The organism is Acinetobacter sp. CIP 102637, assembly GCF_000368425.1.
In the GTDB taxonomy this organism is placed as follows: domain Bacteria; phylum Pseudomonadota; class Gammaproteobacteria; order Pseudomonadales; family Moraxellaceae; genus Acinetobacter; species Acinetobacter parvus.
Window position 1 is genome coordinate 328,902 of record NZ_KB849434.1, and the last position, 20,264, is coordinate 349,165.

Here is a 20,264-nt window from a genome sequence, read left to right on the forward strand (position 1 = left end):
AATTGGCATGTTGAATTTTCCTACACCATATCCCAATGAATTAATTTATAGCACGATAGCTAGAGCTGGAATTCATCATGCTATTACAAGCCCTAAGCAATTACTTGAAGAAGTATTTGCTAATCGTAAGGTTATTGCCACGATTGATTTACCTAGCCATCTCATATGCCTGTTAACGCATTTATCACCGAACTACACACTTGAAAAGATTGTTTATGAACATACTCTTTTTCCAATCCACGCTCTATTTTCTCCTGAAAATACACGGTTAAAATGCCTTCACTGGATGGGGAGTCAATCAAAAGGTTCTATCCATTTAGCATTAGGAGTTGCGGCATCCAAAGTTAAGCAGATAACAACTCATCGCTATTGTCATCATTGCTTAGAAGAACAATATCACCAATATGGAGAATTTTTTTGGTCAAGACTTTGGTACATTCAAGGCGCGAATTGCTGTAGCAAACATAAAGTTACATTGTCAGAATTTTTACCACCAGCCCATTTGAATGGACGACATCAATTTATTCCTGCAAGTTTTATCTTGGATCGCAAGCAACCTTATACCCCTGCTCATGAGTTAGATCTAATCGTGAGTAGGCGTGTTGATGAGCTGTTAAACCTTCCTCCAACAACATCACCTACCTTTCATCAATGGAGTCAATTCTATCAGCGTACTGCAAAACGATTAGGTTTCAACAGAGGTTTTAAACACATTGATCATTCAAAAATTCATGTAGCAGTTATAAAAACATGGGATTTAAAATGGTTACAGCAACATCACCTAGATGAACTGGAGTCTGAAACATGTTGGCTTAGAGCTATTTTTAGAAAGCATCGTAAGTCATTCAGTTATCTTGAACATATTATTGTCTTAGAGACGTTTTTACCTAAATGCTGGACATGGGTAGCCATTCTGGATGAAATTCATCAATTACCTGCTAAGCACTCGAATACTGATACACCTAGTGAAAGAACTAAATACAAAGACATATTGATACTCAAAGAAAAACGTAATGAATGGATGTCTTTGATTAAAAATTTTGGAATAAAGCCATCTAGAGTCAAAAATGCAGCCTTATATGCATGGCTTTATCGCAATGATAGAACTTGGTTACTCACAAAAAATAAAAGCTTTCACGCTTTGCCCACAAGTATTCCAAAGAAAGTAGATTGGCCTCTGAGGGATTGGGACATGGTGAGGCGATTATTCAAAATATTCTATCAATCATTAGACGATTTGAGTTTACCTAGGCAATCTAGAAACTGGTATCTCAAACAACTACCGCAACACTCTACCGTAGAGAAAAACCTATATCAGCTGCCCTTAACACATAAATTTTTGAGTACTTTTTCAGAAGATATTAGCTCTTATCAAATCCGAAGAATCACTCGAACAATTATTCAATTTCAAAAAAATAATCAACACCAAGCGAGTTGGCAATTATTACGATATTCAGGATTAAGTGAAGAACGATTAACAGATGAAGCTCTCAAATTCCTAAATCAAATGAAAAGGATTAATCATGGCTAAGATAAGTCACATTGCTAAGAACATGAAAATAAAAAAGATTAGTTCTTTATTTAAAAAACATAACTCAGGCAGTTGGGCAATAAATCTAGCTTTGGAAAATGAAAATAAAATATGTGAGACGACTTTCACTAATTTTTCTAATGCAAAATTATTAAGAAAAAATAGTCACATCAATCCCACTCAAGAATATCCCAAAGGCTACAATTTACGCTTTAAAATTAGTTCAACTCAAGATTGGCTATCCTCTGTCAATAATACAAACTTATCAAAAGGAAAGTTTGTAGAGCATTATTTCTTGTTTGATGCAGTCCGTGTGGATCAATTCGGTCAGCCAATGTCTGAAAAGATCAAAATTAAACTTCCACAATTTGAACTTGCTCGATCTCTGTTTTTCTACACTCCATATTTAGCAAGATCAGCAATTATAGAGAATAGTTTGAGTATCGATTTCGATATTGTTTCAAATCGAGATCACTACCTCATCAATATTTTACCAGCTTGCTCATACCCTATTTCTCATTTCAATGATTCAGGTATTCGACGCATCTTATCTTGGATTCTTCTTGATCCTGATATTCGACAATCTTTTGAAAGTATCAGTCAGTTTTGTACCAAATATGGCTATGACGTTGACCAATACCGTATATGGAGTTTTTGTTTTAATCCGCCTCAACTGAATGGAGTGATTTTTGATTCATATGGCTATTACAAGGCTGAAACTTCAGAGTTTTTTGTCAATGAAATATCAGGTTTTGAAAAAATCTCAAGTCGAATTTCTAAAGAAGTTGAGTTCTATAGCGATAAATTCATTGAGTCTAAATCAGGGGGGAAAAGTGAAAACTCTTCAGGAACTAAAAATAATGGAAAGGAACCGACCATCAAAGATGAGGAAGATGGTAATAGCGATGATGTTCAAATCATAGATGTTGTACCGACACACTTCGACTTCCTAGAAGCCATTGAAACAAGGAAAACTTCTAAAAAAACTAGGCATAGAAATCATGGTGCAAAAGATCAAGATTTCCTATCTACAAATCCATCATCTGAAGTTAGTACCAACGAAACTATTTCTGAAGGCTCTGTCCCCTCTGCTGAATTTAATGGTGTTGAAGATGAAACTGAAGATCTTCATTTGTATCTTGATCGTTTCTCTGCATTTCAACAAATGATTGATTTATTTTGCAAAGAAAAATCGGTTAAAAATTTTAGCTTTCAACTTCACAAATTACCTAACATTCAAGGCCACTCCAAACATATAAAGACTGATGGTAATCCTAGATGTGTCGCAGAAGTCAGTTTCCAGCTTAATAATCAAAATATTGTGATCTTAGAGGTTGATACTTCTGACAATAAGAAACCACTTTCAACTCGGGTTTTATCACTTAAAGACTTGAATCAATGGAATCAAATTGATCGTGCAAAAGTACTTGAGCTGATAGTCACTCAATGCTTACGCTGGCCAAAAGGAATTTTTAAAAATATTTGCTATAAAAATAAGACGCTTAATCATCCTCGGATGAATGCAAAAAAACAGGAAATATCCGAACAAGAATTAAAAGGATGGATGGAACGTTTAGAATCTAATATTTTATCGTAGGGCAAAATTACTGTTATACTAAACACTGATAATCGATTGATAAAAAGACTATTTGGCTAACTGCCGATTTGGAAGTTAAGGAAATTTTATGACTAATCAATTAAATTTTAAGGTTAGTTCGGGGTTAAAAAATATTATTGGTCGTGATTTAATTATTAACGATACCGTAGCTATTTTTGAATTAGTAAAAAATTCATTTGATGCTGATGCTAAAAAAGTTCAACTCTATTTCGATAAAGAACGAATCATGATCATTGATGATGGTCATGGCATGACATACGATGATTTGGTCAACAAGTGGTTATTTGTTGCTTATTCGGAAAAGAAAAAAGAAAATCAGCTAAATCATACTGACTATCGTCATATTGTTACGAATAAAAGTTTCGCTGGTAGTAAAGGGGTAGGAAGGTTTTCTTGTGATAGATTAGGAACAAGTCTAAAGCTTCAAACAATACATAAAGATGCTTTAGACCATAGTGAGATTTTGGATATTGAATGGGATATGTTTGAATCGGATGATCTCAAGCGATTCGAATCAATAAAGGTCTATAATAGCTCTGATTCTAGATTTCATCTAGAAAATATTGATTACTCCTATGATTTATTCAATAAATTCTCATTAAATAAGTCTTTAAAAATTCCAGAACATGGAACAATTATCGAAATAAAAAATTTACGTGAAGTTTGGGATAGAAAAAAACTACTAGATCTTAAAAATTCTTTAGCGAAACTTATTAACCCATTTAAGCAAGAAAGTGATTTCGAAATTATTATTTATGCTCCTGACGAAATAGATAAGGATAATAAAGAATACCAAGATAAAAAAAACTCAGATGAATATATACCTTTAGTAAATGGCTCGATCCAAAATTTTATTTTTGATACATTACAATCTAAATCAACTTACTTGGATGTTAACTTTACCGATAATGGTGAAACCATTACTTCGACCCTTAGAGATCGTGGGGAATTAATATATAAAATTAAAGAACCTAATGATTACACAAATATAAAAAATTCAGAATTTTCATCTAGTATTTACTATTTAAATACAGCAGCAAAACAAACATTTAAACGACGAATGGGCCTAGCATCAGTATCGTTTGGATCAATTTTTGTGTTTCGTAATGGCTTTCGCGTCTACCCTATTGGTAATGAGGGGGATGATACTTTTCATCTGGATAGAAGAAAGCAACAAGGTTATGCCAGATATTTAGGTACACGTGATGTTATAGGAAAAATTGATGTAAAAGGTACTGAAGAACAATTTAAGGAAGCAACCAGCAGAGATCAAGGACTAATTGAAACGCCAGCATATCTTCAATTAGAAGAATGCTTTATGGAAAAATGTATTAAACGATTAGAAAGCTATATCGTTGATGTTACTTGGAAAGATAGTCTTGATAGAGAATTAGATACTCCTGAAAGATTAAATACAGATCTTGCTAAAGCACGCATTATACAAATTGTTTCGAAACTAGCTAATTCAAAAAAAATAGAATTATTAGAATATAGTGAAAATTTAATTACGATACTTAATGAGAAATCAAAAGAATTTGAAGAGTCTATTGAAGGCTTAAAAGCAGTTGCCCGCAAATCTAATAATAGAGAACTATGGGAAAAAGTTAATAAAGCTGAACAGAGATATTTAGAGCTTAAACAAGCCGAAATACAAGCTAAAAAGGAGGCTGTAGAAGCTGTAGAAGCCAGAAGACTAGCTGAAGAAGAAGCAAGAAAAGCAAATAAAGAACGCCAGGAAGCTGAAAAACAGAAGCAGGCGGCTGAAGAGGCAACAAAACAGGCTGAAGAAGAGAAACAAGAAGCTTTATCTGAAAAAGAAAAAGTTTCTCTAGCATATGAAGAAGAGAAGAAAAGAAATCTATTTCTAACAGCTAATTCATCATTAGATAAAGATAATATTGTTAATCTCATGCACCAAATTGGAATTTACGCTTCAACTATTCATACTATTCTTACAAACCAAATTGATAAACTAAATCATGATGAAAAATTCACTAAAGAAGAATTAATTAATATATTTGAAAGACTAACATTCAAAAACCAACAAACATTATCGGTCTCCAGATTTGCAACGCAGGCTAATTTTAGAATTCAATCAGAACAAATTACTGCCAACTTAGTTAATTTTTTTGAAGAATACTTGTTAGCAATTTGTAGTATATATACTGGCGATACATTAAAGATTACTTTTGATACTGATATTGACTCATTTGAAAGAACATTTCTACCGATTGAACTTTCAATGGTCATTGACAATCTTGTACATAATTCACGTAAGGCTAGAGCAACTACTGTTAATTTTAGCTTTAAAAAAATAGGCTCAAAACAAATTGAAATTTCTATAACCGATGATGGTCAAGGCATAGACTCATATGAAAAAAATAGAATATTTGAGAAAGGCTTCAGTACTACTGATGGTTCTGGGCTTGGTCTCTATCATGTGAAATTTATTATAGAGCAAATGGGTGGAAGTATTTCTTTAAACGAAGACTACCATAATGGTTGTCAATTTATAATTAGGCTAGTATAAGATGCGTTTAGATTACCAGATATTGTGGTTTGAAGATCAGCAAAATAATGTTGAGGAAGTAGCAAAAGGTCTATCTACTAGATTAAGTCGTCTAGGCTTTAATTTAAAAGTACAATGGATTAAACCTGGAAGCGACCTCAATAATACTTTCGGCAATATAAAGAATATAGTTAATAACTTTGATCTCATCTTACTTGATTATGATTTAGGTAAAGATAGCTTCAATGGTGCTGATATTGCAAAAAAGCTTAGACGTTCAAATTTACTAACAGATATTATTTTTTACAGTTCAGCCTCACCTCATAATTTACGCCAGTTCATGTTTGACTATCACGTGGATGGTGTCTTTTGTATTAATAGAAATAATTTACAAGGTGAATCATTCGAGATCATACAAAATAGAATACGTAAAATTCTTGATATTAATCATATGCGCGGAATTGTAATGGAGGTTGTAAGTGAATTTGATGAATCAATTAGTGATTTAACAAAAAATCTTGAATCTAAAATTGATTGCAGTGAAAAAAGAAAACTCATTTACTCATTCATCCAAGAGAGGATTTCAACTTTAAGTGTAAAAAATGATACTCAAATAAGTAATATCATTAATAATGAATCTGGTTGTAATTTCGAAGCTCTTATGAATCATAGAGCATGCAGCAGTTTCATAAAATACGAAGTTTTAAAAAAAATGTTGGAAGATTTAGAAGACAAATATAATATAACGAATATATTAGAAGTCTTAAAAAAATACAGTGAAGACGTTATAGTACCAAGAAATGAGCTGGCGCATGTAAAACCAACAGAAGAAAATGGAAAAACTGTTTTTAAGGTAGGTGATAAGCTGTATGGCGAAAATGAATTTAAATTGTTACGTCAAAACTTATTAAATCACCGAGATAATTTTAACGATCTTAAAAATTTGCTTATTAATGGTAACCTTGAAGAAGTCCAACGTGAATAGTCCTGGTGCTTGAATCATAAATCCATTACACTTCTCTTGAAATTCTAATATAAGAACCTATTATGCACTTTATAGACTTGTTTTCTGGCTGTGGCGGACTCTCGTTAGGACTACTAAATGCTGGTTTGACAGGTCTTTTTGCCATTGAAAAGAATACAGATGCCTTTCTTAGTTTAAAAAACAATCTTGTTATACCTAATCCAAATTTGAAAAATACTTTCAATTGGGATTCTTCTCAAATTTCTATACAACACCATGATATTCATGAAGTCTTAGAAGAAAAAAAGGATTATTTAGCTCAATTAGGGAAAGATAAAATTGTTGATTTGGTAGTAGGTGGTCCACCATGTCAAGGGTTTTCAACAGCTGGAAGACGAGATCCAAATGATCCTAGAAGCAAACTGGTATACGACTATTTAAAAGTTGTCTCTTTAGTCCGCCCCAAGATTATTTTAATGGAAAATGTTAAAGGAATAACATATAAAATTAAAGATCAACCAGCCACGGCTAATAGCATCAAAAGTAACTTAGCAGAATTGGGCTATCTGCCAATAACATTTATTGAAGACTGTTCTGTATGGGGAGTCCCTCAACATCGGATTCGATTCATATTATTTGGTATTAATATTGAAGAGATAATTGGAGTCAATCCATCTTTATCTAAAAAACAAATATTAGATTTCAGCAAAAATGTAACTCCCTTATTTGAAGAGAAATTTAATCTATTTGCTAAAAACTTTAAAGCTAAGAAAAATTTGCCGATCAAAGTTTCTGCTCAAGAAGCTATTGCTGATTTAAAAACGTTAAGCAAATATAACCGTGCTTATAAATTAAAAAATGTCACTGATATTCCAAGTGATAGGTTCTTACAAATATCTAGTACGCATTGTCCTGAAAATTTAAATAGAAGTTATATTGATTTAATGAGGGATGGACTTACTGAAGATTTTTTACCAACAGGTTTACGCTTAGCTAACCATACTCCTATTATAAAGAATAAATTTAAAAGAATTTTAAGTGATTTAAATAACCCTAAACTATCTGAAAAATATCAATTAAGAAGAATGCGAACTCTGCCAAAAGATTATGTATTAGATACTTTCAATACTAAAAAGCAGATTACCAAAGTTTTAGATCCATCAGAATGTGCTCCAACTATAACAACATTACCAGATGATTTATTACACTATGACGAACCTCGTATCTTAACTGTTCGGGAATGTGCTCGTTTACAATCATTTCCCGATTGGTTCGAATTTCATGGCCCTTACACAACTGGTGGAGAAAGAAGAAAAGTAAGCTGTCCCAAGTACACTCAAGTCGGCAACGCCATTCCTCCATTAATGGCAGAGGGTATTGGGTTATTTTTATTAAATGAATTTAATAATATTTGTCATGAACTAAAAATAGAGTTACTTAATTATCAGAAAGATAATAGCTGAAAATCAAGGCAGTAATTTAGAGGGTAAAGTTTCTAAAGCATTTGCCAGTTCATAGATTTTTTCCAAAGTTAGATTAACCTCACCTCTTTCAATCCGTCCTAAATAACTTCTATCAATATTACAGAGCAATGCCAATTGTTCTTGTGACATGTTTCTTTCTTTTCTATATTTGCGGACTAATTGACCAAATTGAATAGTAAGTTCTGACATAAACATTCAAATGCTTAAAAAACAGAACTATCACTATTTGAGGACTATATATCCACGGATTATAATCCTCTTTTTAAATTTTCTAGTTTTCTGCCATGAAACAAATAACTTCTCCTATCTTTCAATCTTTTCTTGTTCTTCTAGACAAAAACCAAATTGATGGATGGACATCAAACAAAATTTGGAACACTTTGAATTTTTCTAAAGAAGAAAAGCAACAAATCGATCAACAACACCTTTATAGACTTCTCAGAAAGCTTGTAAAACAAGGTCATCTGGTCAAAAGCATCCATTCAGACAATCCAAGACTTTCAACATTTGCTGAAACAAAAAGTATGGCTACATTTAGAAAGCAATTTGAAATTCAAACCGTTAAACATGATTTAGGAAAACTTGAATTCAAGACCAAACAATTAAAAGAAAAGCAAAAGATATATGAAAACCAAATCAAAGCTTCTGAACAAGCTCTGATAGACTTTCCTGAACTAAAAACTGAAATCTTGAGAAGAAAAAACCAATTACTTCAAGATATCGAAAAAATGAAAGCATACAATGATTTTTTAACATCACTAATATGATATGAAAGTAGATTTAACGAGCCTAAGGTTTCATTTCAGTATGAAACTTTATTACTCGATAAAAAAGTTAAAGTAGAAGAAAAGATAAAGCTGAGTATGAAACTTTATTTTTTCTTCCCTTTAATGCGAATTCGAAATATCAATGAGATACGACCGGATCAGTATGAAACTTTATTACTCTCGTACAGTTCGCCTTTCTTCTACCCTTTACCATCATTTTCAACTATAAATTAAGAATTTAAAAAATTTATTTTATGCCACATAACGACTATTTTTATGATTTAGCAAAATAATTGAATTCAGGATTACCGCACCTAAAATAGAAATTAAAACCAGTTTCCAGTCCACAAAAAACAGTGATGTTAATAAGATCGCCACATCAATTCCCATCTGTACCTTTCCAGCTGGAATCTTGAAATGTTCCTGCAAATACAGCGCAAGCAGGTTGATGCCACCCAGACTTGAACGATGCCGAAACAGGATCAGGAAACTTACCCCCATTAGCACATTGGCAAAAATCGTGGCATAGATTGGATTGACCTCTGACAACTGAAAGAAATGGGGAATGGTTTCTGTAAACCCAGCCAGTAATGCCACCGCGACAAAGGTTTTCACCACAAGGGCAATACCCATCTTTTTATAGGCAAAATAGTAAAATGGAATGTTGATCAAGAAAAATAAGATGCCAAACTTGATGTCAGTGATGTAGTGAATCAACAACGACAATCCTGCCGTTCCACCTGTCATAATGCCTGCCTGCTGCAACAGGGTCATGGCAAACGATAAAATAAATGTTCCAATCAACATCGCCAGAGCGTCCTCCACTCTTGAGTGTTGGTCTACCACAGGCACGGCTGGGCTTAGCAAAGATACATGTTGATCAGTACTCATAACGGTATAACTCAAGAAAGAAGACAACAGCAGGGAGAGCATCCTGAATGTGGATGCGGATTGATATATTTGATCATTTTTATAGTTTTTACGCAATTTATTATTATATTTTTATCATAAATGCAATTTATAATTAAAATAACACATTAAAATACAAAAAGTTTGCGCTGTGATAACGTTATCTTGACTGGCATTATAAGGGTAGCAAAGTATTTATTATTTAATCGCAATGCCATTTTCCTTTAATTTTTCTAAAACAATAGATGTATTTAAATTACTGACTCCAAAGTTACTGGATGACAAAGTACCAATTAATTTCACCATTTCATCCAAACTCTTGACCGCAACTTTAAGTACAAAATCATAACTGCCTGTGAGTTTATGAATATCTTTAACTGCGGGCTCATGCAAAAGAAACTCAACAAAACGATCATGGGTTGCATCATTATAATTCTGCAATTTCACCTCAATAATCCCCATAATCGGCGTTGGGTCAGCATCCAGGGCAATCTGCGCATAATAGCCTGTGATAATTTTCTTCTGTTCGAGGTTAATCCGACGGCGTGAACACTGGGAAGTAGACAAGCCCACCAACTCAGCGAGTTGCTGATTGGCCAAACGTCCATTAAGCTGGAGGTGATGAATAATTTTGCGGTCAAAATTATCTATTTCTTCAGTCATAACACCCTCTATTACTATTCTAGTCCGCAAATACAATAAGGCATTTACTCGTGAACAAAAGTTTACGTTTTTAGCATGGCCGTCACAAGCCTAGGCAAGCAGGTTGGATGACTGTATCCGCTGAACCCCCTGCCCAGACATTTCCTGCCAGGCCTTTTGCAGTGAGCCATTCAAGTCAATCGCCTTACAGGCATCCTCAACCACATAGGTTTTAAAGCCAAAATGTACAGCATCCAAAGCCGTCCATGCCACACAGAAGTCCGTGGCAATTCCAACAATATAAACGGTATCCACCTGATGTTCCTTTAAATAGCCATTGAGACCTGTGGGTGTCTTGCGATCAGCCTCCATAAAGGCGGAATAGCTATCAATATCTGGATGAAAGCCCTTACGGATAATCAACTGCGCGGCTGGAATATTGAGGCTCGGATGAAATTCAGCATCATGGCTGCCCTGCACACAGTGTTTTGGCCATAGCACCTGCGTACCATAAGCCAGTTCAACCGTTTCAAAGGGCACTTTATCCTTATGGTTTTCCGCAAAGGAAATATGCTGTTCAGGATGCCAGTCCTGTGTCAGCACAACCGTATCGAACTGCTGCGCCAACTGATTAATCAATGGAATAATCTGGTCCGCATCGGCGACCGCCAGATTACCGCCAGGCGTAAAGCCATTTTGGACATCGACCACGATCAATGCGCTATGTCTGGAATGTTTCTGCATTTTATAATTCAACCTTAAGCTGCTGTTTTTACCTTACCCTGCTGCTGACTTTACCGCCACTGTTTCCTGAATTTTTATCGAGATGAATTAAAGTTTTCCACAGTTTGACTAAAGCATATTGTTCTTATGCGCTCGATCAGTCATAATTTGCATAATTGTCATTCAACCAAGCTCATTGCTGAATGACCAATCAAAATACTGCAACCATCCATTATTTCGTTTTTTATTCACTTCAAATTCGGATGGGAAAATAGGATATTTTTTTAAAATGACTCAGCTAGCACAGAATATTCAAGGCTCAATTGTCGCAATCGTTACCCCTATGTTTGAAGATGGTGGTGTGGATTGGAAGAGTCTTGAGAAGCTTGTTGAGTGGCACATCCAGCAAGGCACACATAGCATTGTCGCTGTCGGCACAACAGGCGAAGCCTCAACTTTGAGTATGGAAGAACATATCAAGGTCATTCAGGAAGTGATCCGTGTTGCCAATAAACGCATTCCGATCATTGCTGGAACAGGTGCGAATTCGACACGTGAAGCGATTGAACTGACTCAGGCAGCCAAAGATGTTGGCGCTGATGCAGCGCTTTTGGTCACGCCTTACTATAATAAACCGACACAGGAAGGCTTATACCAGCACTATAAAGCCATTGCTGAAGCGGTTGAAATTCCACAGATTCTTTACAATGTTCCAGGCCGTACTGGTGTCGACATGCAAAATGAGACAGTGATCCGCCTTGCTGATGTCAAGAACATCGTCGGCATTAAGGATGCAACGGGTGACATTCCTCGTGGCAAGGCACTCATTAACGGTCTAAATGGCAAGATCGCCGTTTATTCAGGTGATGACGCAACCGCATGGGAACTGATTCTGCTGGGTGCCAAAGGCAATATTTCCGTCACCGCAAATGTTGCACCTAAGCAAATGAGTGAAGTGTGTGAGGCCGCACTGGCGGGAGAACAGGCGAAAGCGCAAGACCTGAATCAGCAAATTGCAAATCTACACAATATTTTGTTTTGCGAATCAAACCCAATTCCTGTGAAATGGGCGTTGCATGAGATGGGCTACATAGGTACAGGCATTCGCCTGCCTTTGACCCCGCTTGCGGAACAATATCGTGAACCTCTTCGCAATGGTTTAAAAGTTGCGGGAATTATCTAATACGAGCAATTTATGATGCAATTACGTCTTGGTGTTGTCCTGGTCATTTCAGCTTTAAGTTTGGCTGGTTGTGGTCGTTTTGCCCTGAATAACCATTCTCTGGATTATAAAAAGGCGCAGGCACTTGAACCCCTCAAATTCCCTGACAATGCAACGGTCAGACCATTTACACCATTGTATCCAGCTCCTACGGTTGACGCGCTTGCCATCGAGCATGCGCCAAATTTTGTAAACAAGACGGGCAACCGTTATGCGCTTCCCCGTCCAGAGGCAATGCAGAGTTCAGGCAATCCTGCTGCAAGCACAACTGCGACTTTAGGTCGTCCACAACTGGTGATGGATGGCAACAAGAATCCACTGCTTAAGGTAGATGGACCAACCGCAACCGCCTGGCAGTATACCTTTGCAACCTTGAGCAGCCTCAACTACAAGGTGGTTTCACAGGCGGAGAATGGTTATGAGGCAACCATCAAGGTAGGCGACCAGAACTACCTGCTCAAGCTCTCTGCCGTAGGCACAAGCAACACTGTTGCCCTGTTTAAACTTGACACCACCTTTGCAGACCAAGCCACGGCAACGGAAGTGTTAACCCAGATTTACCAAAATTGGCCAGCCTAGTGGTTGACTAGGCATTTTCTAAATAAAGGTTCCCCCATGTTAAAACAAACCTTGCTCTATACTGGTAAAGCAAAATCTGTCTATGAAACAGATCATGCTGACCACCTGATTTTAGTCTTTCGTGATGATGCCTCTGCGTTCAATGGCGAAAAAATCGAACAACTAGATCGTAAAGGCAAGGTCAACAACCGTTTTAACGCCTTTATCATGGAAAAACTGGCTGAAGCTGGCATTGAGACGCATTTTGAAAAACTGCTTTCTCCAACTGAAGTGCTGGTTAAGAAACTCCAGATGATTCCAGTTGAATGTGTGATTCGTAACTATGCTGCGGGTTCACTGTGCCGTCGCTTGGGTGTTGAGGAAGGCAAGGAACTGACGCCACCAACTTTCGAATTGTTCTTTAAGGACGATGCGCTTGGCGATCCAATGGTGAACGAGTCTCAGGCGATTGCGTTGGGTTGGGCGAATGCTGAACAGCTTGAAAAAATGAAAGAGCTGACTTATCAGGTGAATGATGTGCTTAAGGCATTGTTCGACGCAGGCAACATGATTCTGGTTGACTTTAAACTTGAGTTTGGTGTGTTCCATGACCGTATTGTACTAGGTGATGAGTTCTCTCCAGACGGTTGCCGTTTATGGGATAAAGACACCAAGAAAAAACTGGATAAAGACCGTTTCCGTCAGGGTTTAGGTGGTGTAGTTGAGGCCTATGAAGAAGTTGCTGCACGTTTGGGCATCAACCTAGATGATATCTAAGCTTTTATAGAGCTTAAGTTTTCATATAAAAAACCAGCCATTTAGGCTGGTTTTTTTATTATCGGTCAATTGAACCTAGAACCGACTCGCCAATTGGTTTGAAATCTTGATTGCTGCATCATCCACATAACGGCTATACGGATATGCCAGCATAATACTCATGATCACGGTAAAAAGACTTGCCCATAGTCCCGCACCACTCAGGACAAAGAACACAAAAACCGCGCCTGTTCCTGAATAGAAAAATGCCAGCGGCGAGTTGTGCAACTGGGCGAAAAGAGCATATTGCGGAACCGCACTTTCACCAAAATTATGAAGTTGTGGAAAGAATGTCAGCGACAGGTGTGACAACACCACCGCAAGACAGGCAAGGCCCCGTATACTTTCCGCAGCATTAATTTTTTGGGTGGACATTGATGGAACTTTATCATCCGTGATAAACGGCGATGATGCGTTGTTTTATATGAAGTGTCTAGTATCACTATAAAAATATCTGTCCATTTGCCTGCTACATTATAGACCCAGACCAGCTCAGAGTTATTGCTGCTGCTGTTCCTGCTGCCAACGACGTTGCTGCAAACGTTCGCCCTCAACTTCACGCTTGTTTCTGGCAGATTCATACAGCTTAGTGCCTTTTAACTCAGGCGGCAGATATTCCTGCATCACAAAATGCTCTGGGAAATTGTGTGGATACAGATAATCCACGCCATAGCCCTGCTGTTTCATCAACTTGGTCGGTGCATTGCGTAAATGCAAAGGCACAGGCAAATTCGCTGTTTTATCTGCCAGTTCCAGCGCGCGATTGATGGCTAAATAGGTACTGTTACTTTTCGGGCTGGTGGCCAAATACACCGCACATTGCCCCAGAATAATCCGAGCTTCTGGCATACCCACCGCCTGTACTGAACGGAAACATTCGCCTGCCAGCAACAAGGCATTGGGATTGGAATTACCAATATCTTCTGAAGCGGCAATCAACATGCGACGGGCGATAAACACAGGGTCTTCGCCCCCCTTGAGCATGCGAGCCATCCAGTACAATGTTGCATCTGGATCACTGCCCCGAATCGACTTGATAAATGCTGAGATAATGTCGTAGTGCTGCTCGCCTGACTTGTCATAACGCGCAATATTCTGCTGTGCCACCCTGACCACGATGGCATTGGTCACGATATTTTCAATATCGGGCTCAAAGGTACTGGCAATCAGGTCAATCAGGTTGAGTGCTTTGCGGGCATCTCCTGCGGCAAACTGAACCAAGGCATCATATTCCTCAATCTGGATATGTCGTTTTTTTAAAAATGAATCAGTTTGAATCGCCCTATTGATCAGGGTTTGAATCGCCTCTGCATCCAAACTATTTAAGGTATAAACCTGACAACGGGACAACAATGCGCTATTGACCTCAAAGGATGGATTTTCAGTGGTGGCCCCAATCAAGGTAATTTTACCTTTCTCCACCGCACCCAGTAAGGCATCCTGCTGCGACTTATTAAAACGGTGAATCTCGTCAATAAACACCACAGGCGTGAGCAGATCACCACTTTCAGCAATCACTTCACGCAGCTCTTTCACGCCTGTATTCAATGCAGACAGGCTAATAAAAGGACGGTCCACCGCCTGCGCCAATAACAAGGCAATCGTGGTTTTACCCACGCCTGGCGGCCCCCAGAAAATAATCGATGGCAAATGTCCCTGATCAATCATCTGACGCAAGGGTGCATGTTCACCCAGCAAATGATCCTGCCCGATGATTTCGGATAAATCACGGGGACGTAAGCGTTCAGGGAGTGGAATATGCGTAGCTGACATCATCAAGGGCTTTCTGCTGTTTTATCCTAGTCTATTGCGTCTGGCGCAAATCTACAATTTGAATCTGCATGCACTGCGTCATTCTATTGCGCACTGCTTGCTTCAATGAGCTGCTACACATTGATATGGACATCCAGAAATTTCAGCATATCCGAGCTGGTGCTTTTTATGCCATCAGCTTCAGCATCAAACATGCCTGCTGACACTCGAATCGGCTGATCATTTTTATAGCCTCATGCGTATTGTGGCATCTGCTGTTCAGGTACATAAATAACTGATGTCACGCACCTAGCCTATATGTTGTAAATTTTCAAAAATTCAACCACAACATATTGTGGTGAAAGTGCCCAAAAATGCACTTACTGAGTAACATCAGTAATTAAGTTTATTTGGCACTCAGTTTAAGTAATTTTGCTTTAGGGCCATCTTCAATCACCCAGATTGAACCATCCTGTGCCTGATGCAGGCCACGAATACGCTGTTTCATGTCCAGTCGCTGCACTTCCTTAACGGGTTTAGCATTTAGGTCAACCACAATAATCGCCTCGGATGATAAGCCACCAATCAGGGCTTTCTGTTGCCATAAGGGAAATTGATTGCCTGTATAAATCATCAGACTGGATGGAGAGATGACAGGTGTCCAGTCAATCTCAGGTGCCTTAAACTCTGGTCGGGTATGATGATCAGGAATCGGCAAGCCTGAATAATGATCACCATTGGAGACAATCGGATAGCCATAATTTTCTCCTTTAACGATACGATTTAGCTCATCACCGCCTTTTGGCCCCATCTCCACCACCCAAAGCTGCCCCTGCGGATCAAAGGCCATGCCCAGTGGATTACGATGACCCAGTGACCAAATTTGCGCCGTGACACCGCCTTGCTGGATAAATGGATTATCTTTGACTGGCGTAGCATCGTCATTTAGACGCAGAACCTTACCTAGATTGCTTTGCATATCCTGAGCAGGATCAAATTTTTGTCGCTCGCCTGAACTGACCCATAATTTTCCATCAGGCCCAAACATCATCCGATGGCCGTAATGCCCCTGCCCTGAGACTTTCGGCACTTGTTGCCAGATGGTTTTTAAATCGGTCAGTTTTGGCTGTGCAGGATTGGATAAATCCAGCTTTGCCCGTGAAATTTCCGCTCCATAGCCACCCTGTCCTTTGCTGGCATAACTTAAATACAGCCAGTGATTATTCTGAAAATCAGGATGTAAAATGACATCGCCCAAGCCGCCTTGTCCACCATAACTCACCGCAGGAACACCACTGACATTGACAATACTTTTGGTTTTTGGATCGAATAACTTTAATTGTCCCTTACGTTCTGTGATCAGTAGATGCTGGTCAGGCAAGCTGGTGATGGCCCACGGTTCATTGAACTGGGCAATCGTTTCAACACGATAGCTTTGTGCGATATTGTTTTGGGCACTTGTTTGTGCCGCGTCCTGTTTAGGAGTTCCTGAATTGGTTTCACTGGAACCACAGGCCAGCAAAAATAAAAAACTGCTGCACAGAAAAGGGGTTGCCATCCATTTAATCACTGTCTATCTCCCTGTTTATACGATTTATTTTACGGAGATCAGCCAATAACAATGCTGTAGAAATGTTGCTTTATCAAATACCAACCGTTAAATTTGTGCTTAACGCACCCAGCGCACAATATAGTCCTCAATCTGTTCCTGATCGACCTCATCTTCTGAAATACAACGTCCAGCGGCCGATTTCTTCGCCTTGATCACACTCTGGCGTGAGCCTGTGTTCAGGTAATGCCAGGAGGGCAGGTTTTTCCCATCCTTTAAGCGACGGTAAGCACAGCTTGGAGGCAGCCATGAAATGGTCTGCAAGCGTTCTGGCGTGAGTTGGATACAGTCAGGCACCCGTTGCTGGCGGTTTGGATAATCTGAACAGCGTGCCGTTTTACAGTCCAGTAATTTACATGCCACCTTGGTATAGGCCACCTCAGCAGTGTCCTCATCCTCAAGCTTGACCAGACAGCACAAACCACAACCATCGCACAAGGCTTCCCATTCAGTCAGGCTAAGCTGCTCAAGTGGGTAGTGTTTCCAGAAGTTTGGACGGAGTTCAGATGACATAGGCCGTTTTTCAGTTTCAGTTTGAGCTGATTATAACATTGACCAGACTTCTGATGGGCCAGCGCAGTGATCTGTTCATTAACAATTCTTTAACTATTACACACTCATACCACAGAAACAGTACATTTTATTCAGAAAAGTCAAGATATATTTTAAACATAACGAAAAATTGAGGAGATATTAATATGTTCCGTTGGGCTATTATTTTTGCAGTTATTGCATTAATCGCCAGCTTGTTGGGTTTTGGTGGTGTTGCAGGTTTATCTAAAGACTTTGCTGTGATTTTACTCGTGGTTGCCGTAATTTTGGCAATTGTTGGTTTTATTTCCAGAGGTCGAGTCTAAAAAAATTTTAGAGAGAATAAAAAAGAAGAATTTAATATTCTTCTTTTTTTATTGATAAAAATCATGTTTCTATTTATTTCTTCTCCAGCAAACCATTATTTTTATGTTTTAATCAATGCATTCTAACAATACAGATCAGGACAATAGAATGAACTTTGCCATCCATACCCGTGAAATTGAATATAGCGCTCCAGATGGCGAACGCCTTATTGGCTATTTTGCTGCACCTGTTACAGATGAACCTGTTGCAGGTGTGATTGTTGCACCTGAATGGTGGGGTCGTAATGACTATACAGAACAGCGCGCCCGTGAGTTGGCGGAGCATGGCTTTGCTGCGCTGGCGATTGACATGTATGGCGACAAGAAAGTTACTACGGATGTACCACAAGCCTCAGCATGGATGAACCAGACTTTTGAACAACCAGACACCATTGTCAACCGCGCTCAGGCAGGCCTGAATGCTTTAGCAGCACAACCAGGAGTCAATGCGGAAAAGCTGGCTGCAATTGGTTTCTGTTATGGCGGCAAGGTGGTACTTGATCTGGTACGTTCTGGTGCTGATCTCAAGGCAGTGGCAACGTTCCATGCCGTGTTGGCGACTGGCACTCCAGCAGAGAAAGGTAAGGTGAAAGCTGAGATTCTGGTACTGCATGGCGAACTCGACAGCATGGTGACACTGGACGATGTGGCAAGCTTCCGTCAGGAAATGCATGACGCAGAAGTGGATCATGAAGTGATTATTTTTGAGGATGCCAAACACGGTTTTAGTAATCCGCTTGCTGATGAACGGGCCAAAGCCAATAATGTTGACTTAGGCTATAACGCCGAGGCTGAACGTCAGGGTCTTGAAGCCATGTATGAGTTGTTAGATAAGCATTTGAAGTAATCGGTAAATACAAAATTTAGGTTCTCGGAAATAGCTGCTAGTGCAAATCTGAGATCTAAAATTTTGAAAATATTTGCTCGTGCAAAGGCGGCATGGATGCCGCCTGTTTGGCTGCGGCATCAAGGATGTGCCGTCAGCCAAACAAAGGATTTTTGCTTACTTTTCATCCTTGAAAAGTAAGTCCAGCTGAAAGCTTATCCTAAAATTGGAGGAGTACTCGGCATGACTCCATTTAGAAGAAACTATACAGCCTCATAAGCCATACGAAATCAAATATAATTTGCGTAAGCGATGCCTTATTTTTGACGGGTCAAAAGTAACAAAACCCCTCTCCCCATTTCCGCTATACTACCCCTCTGCTTTTGATTGTTCTGATTCATGCCTGATTTTTCATTTTCTGACGCACTCCTGACATGGTACGACCAACATGGTCGCCATAACCTGCCCTGGCAAATTGCCGATAATCCCTACAAGGTCTGGGTCTCAGAAATCATGCTGCAACAAACTCAAGTTAAAACTGTTCTGCGATATTTTGATCGCTTTATCGAAAGGTTTCCAACCGTAGACGATCTTGGTCAGGCCAGTTGGGATGAGGTTGCCCCTTATTGGGCTGGTTTAGGCTACTATGCCCGTGCACGCAATCTGCACAAAGCCGCAGCCATCGTCAGTCAGCAAGGCAAACTTCCTGAAACACTGGAACAATGGATTGAGCTGCCAGGCATTGGCCGCTCTACTGCGGGCGCACTGATGTCGCTGGGTTTAAGACAATATGGCGTGATTATGGACGGCAACGTGAAACGGGTATTGGCCCGTTTCCTTGCCATCGAAGATGATTTATCCAAGCCACAGCATGAGCGTGCTTTATGGCAAATTGCGGAACAGCTGTGTCCGAAAGAACGTAACCATGATTACACCCAAGCAATCATGGATTTGGGTGCTACCGTCTGCACACCTAAAAAGCCTTTATGTTTATACTGCCCAATGCAGCAACATTGTCAGGCCTATCAACAAGGGCTTGAACAGGAACTGCCATTCAAAAAGGCCAAGAAACCCGTTCCTGTCAGAACGGCTGATGTGGTTGTGATCCAGTCGGGTGATGAATGGTTTTGGCAACAACGTGAAGCTCATGGTCTATGGGGCGGATTGTATTGCCTGCCGATCATTGAGCAGGCAACTGAATTACAACAGATTGAACAACAATTTAAGCTGCAAGCTCAAGTATCATCTTTGCAGATTAGCCATAGTTTCACTCATTTCACATGGGTGCTCAATGAAAAACTGTTCCACGTGGAACATGACCAAAAAGAACAGCTCAGCATTGAACTGAATGGAATATGGCTCTGTCCAGAAGCCGCGATTGCCAAAGGCATTCCAACGGCCATGAAAAAACTGATTACAGCCAAACAAAAGGCCTAAA

General features: G+C 39.0%; 19 protein-coding genes and 2 pseudogenes. 12 read left to right on the top strand and 9 right to left on the bottom strand.

The genetic code is table 11. The annotated features are described in order from the left end of the window. Window positions 1–7 precede the first annotated feature (7 nt). The 5 genes from F967_RS01975 to F967_RS01995 all read left to right on the top strand — a co-directional run bounded on the left by F967_RS01975 (window position 8) and on the right by F967_RS01995 (window position 8,085). Window positions 8–1,531: a TnsD family Tn7-like transposition protein gene (locus F967_RS01975; RefSeq protein WP_034430948.1), complete on the top strand. Its 1,524-nt coding sequence runs from the start codon at window positions 8–10 to the stop codon at window positions 1,529–1,531. Further along, window positions 1,524–3,128, top strand: coding sequence for a Tn7-like element transposition protein TnsE (locus F967_RS01980; RefSeq protein ID WP_004797836.1), 1,605 nt, complete (start codon window positions 1,524–1,526; stop codon window positions 3,126–3,128). The genes F967_RS01975 and F967_RS01980 overlap by 8 nt, the downstream gene beginning before the upstream one ends. Before the next feature lie 88 nt (window positions 3,129–3,216). Beyond that, complete coding sequence (locus tag F967_RS01985; RefSeq protein WP_004797838.1) at window positions 3,217–5,679, top strand: sensor histidine kinase; 2,463 nt, start codon at window positions 3,217–3,219, stop codon at window positions 5,677–5,679. A 1-nt stretch (window position 5,680) separates the two neighbouring features. Next, window positions 5,681–6,643 (top strand): response regulator, encoded by a 963-nt coding sequence (locus tag F967_RS01990; protein ID WP_004797839.1) that lies wholly within the window; start codon window positions 5,681–5,683, stop codon window positions 6,641–6,643. A 62-nt stretch (window positions 6,644–6,705) separates the two neighbouring features. Then, a complete protein-coding gene (locus tag F967_RS01995) occupies window positions 6,706–8,085 on the top strand; it encodes a DNA cytosine methyltransferase (protein ID WP_004797842.1) in 1,380 nt (459 codons plus the stop codon). A 3-nt stretch (window positions 8,086–8,088) separates the two neighbouring features. Here F967_RS01995 and F967_RS02000 read toward each other — a convergent pair whose 3' ends face one another. Then, the gene (locus F967_RS02000; protein WP_004797844.1) at window positions 8,089–8,301 is read right to left on the bottom strand and encodes a helix-turn-helix domain-containing protein; all 213 of its coding nucleotides are present in this window, start codon (window positions 8,299–8,301) and stop codon (window positions 8,089–8,091) included. An 89-nt stretch (window positions 8,302–8,390) separates the two neighbouring features. Here F967_RS02000 and F967_RS02005 point away from each other — a divergent pair, with 89 nt between their 5' ends. Next, window positions 8,391–8,873 carry a hypothetical protein gene (locus F967_RS02005; RefSeq protein WP_004797846.1) on the top strand — a complete coding sequence of 161 codons (483 nt, stop codon included), beginning with the start codon at window positions 8,391–8,393 and terminating at the stop codon, window positions 8,871–8,873. Window positions 8,874–9,125: 252 nt separating this feature from the next. Here F967_RS02005 and F967_RS02010 read toward each other — a convergent pair whose 3' ends face one another. The 3 genes from F967_RS02010 to pncA all read right to left on the bottom strand — a co-directional run bounded on the left by F967_RS02010 (window position 9,126) and on the right by pncA (window position 11,168). Further along, window positions 9,126–9,764 (bottom strand): YitT family protein, encoded by a 639-nt coding sequence (locus tag F967_RS02010; protein WP_004683641.1) that lies wholly within the window; start codon window positions 9,762–9,764, stop codon window positions 9,126–9,128. Between the two features lie 216 nt (window positions 9,765–9,980). Continuing rightward, entirely contained in the window at window positions 9,981–10,445 is a 465-nt protein-coding gene (locus F967_RS02015) for an Lrp/AsnC family transcriptional regulator (RefSeq protein ID WP_004683644.1), read from the bottom strand. Window positions 10,446–10,535: 90 nt separating this feature from the next. Next, on the bottom strand, window positions 10,536–11,168 hold the full coding sequence (gene pncA, locus F967_RS02020; protein WP_004679171.1) for a bifunctional nicotinamidase/pyrazinamidase: 633 nt from the start codon (window positions 11,166–11,168) through the stop codon (window positions 10,536–10,538). Between the two features lie 268 nt (window positions 11,169–11,436). On the opposite strand from pncA, the gene dapA reads away from it, so the two are divergent. From dapA to purC, 3 genes are read left to right on the top strand one after another with little or no spacing between them, the layout of a single operon-like run. Then, window positions 11,437–12,330, top strand: a complete 894-nt coding sequence (gene dapA / locus F967_RS02025; RefSeq protein ID WP_004760333.1) for a 4-hydroxy-tetrahydrodipicolinate synthase — start codon at window positions 11,437–11,439, stop codon at window positions 12,328–12,330. Between the two features lie 15 nt (window positions 12,331–12,345). Further along, window positions 12,346–12,948: a hypothetical protein gene (locus F967_RS02030; protein ID WP_004679173.1), complete on the top strand. Its 603-nt coding sequence runs from the start codon at window positions 12,346–12,348 to the stop codon at window positions 12,946–12,948. A 36-nt stretch (window positions 12,949–12,984) separates the two neighbouring features. After that, window positions 12,985–13,704, top strand: a complete 720-nt coding sequence (purC, locus tag F967_RS02035) for a phosphoribosylaminoimidazolesuccinocarboxamide synthase (RefSeq protein WP_004679174.1) — start codon at window positions 12,985–12,987, stop codon at window positions 13,702–13,704. A gap of 171 nt (window positions 13,705–13,875) precedes the next feature. Here the strand turns inward: purC and F967_RS14425 are convergent. The 5 genes and pseudogenes from F967_RS14425 to F967_RS02055 form a co-directional block, all read right to left on the bottom strand. Next, window positions 13,876–14,118 (bottom strand): annotated as a pseudogene (locus F967_RS14425) (hypothetical protein); the annotation flags it as partial. Window positions 14,119–14,241: 123 nt separating this feature from the next. After that, on the bottom strand, window positions 14,242–15,516 hold the full coding sequence (locus F967_RS02045) for a replication-associated recombination protein A (RefSeq protein ID WP_171063063.1): 1,275 nt from the start codon (window positions 15,514–15,516) through the stop codon (window positions 14,242–14,244). 119 nt (window positions 15,517–15,635) lie between these two features. Beyond that, a pseudogene (locus F967_RS14430) lies at window positions 15,636–15,794 on the bottom strand (serine hydrolase); the annotation flags it as partial. Window positions 15,795–15,901: 107 nt separating this feature from the next. Beyond that, entirely contained in the window at window positions 15,902–17,053 is a 1,152-nt protein-coding gene (locus tag F967_RS02050) for a PQQ-dependent sugar dehydrogenase (RefSeq protein WP_416201994.1), read from the bottom strand. A gap of 111 nt (window positions 17,054–17,164) precedes the next feature. Beyond that, window positions 17,165–17,617, bottom strand: a complete 453-nt coding sequence (locus F967_RS02055) for a YcgN family cysteine cluster protein (RefSeq protein ID WP_004683652.1) — start codon at window positions 17,615–17,617, stop codon at window positions 17,165–17,167. A 185-nt stretch (window positions 17,618–17,802) separates the two neighbouring features. Here F967_RS02055 and F967_RS13470 point away from each other — a divergent pair, with 185 nt between their 5' ends. From F967_RS13470 to mutY, 3 genes are all read left to right on the top strand, one after another. Then, the gene (locus F967_RS13470) at window positions 17,803–17,961 is read left to right on the top strand and encodes a DUF1328 domain-containing protein (RefSeq protein ID WP_004679179.1); all 159 of its coding nucleotides are present in this window, start codon (window positions 17,803–17,805) and stop codon (window positions 17,959–17,961) included. Between the two features lie 115 nt (window positions 17,962–18,076). Further along, window positions 18,077–18,847 carry a dienelactone hydrolase family protein gene (locus F967_RS02065; RefSeq protein WP_228127263.1) on the top strand — a complete coding sequence of 257 codons (771 nt, stop codon included), beginning with the start codon at window positions 18,077–18,079 and terminating at the stop codon, window positions 18,845–18,847. 378 nt (window positions 18,848–19,225) lie between these two features. Then, entirely contained in the window at window positions 19,226–20,263 is a 1,038-nt protein-coding gene (mutY, locus tag F967_RS02070) for an A/G-specific adenine glycosylase (RefSeq protein ID WP_004797858.1), read from the top strand. Window position 20,264 lies beyond the last annotated feature (1 nt).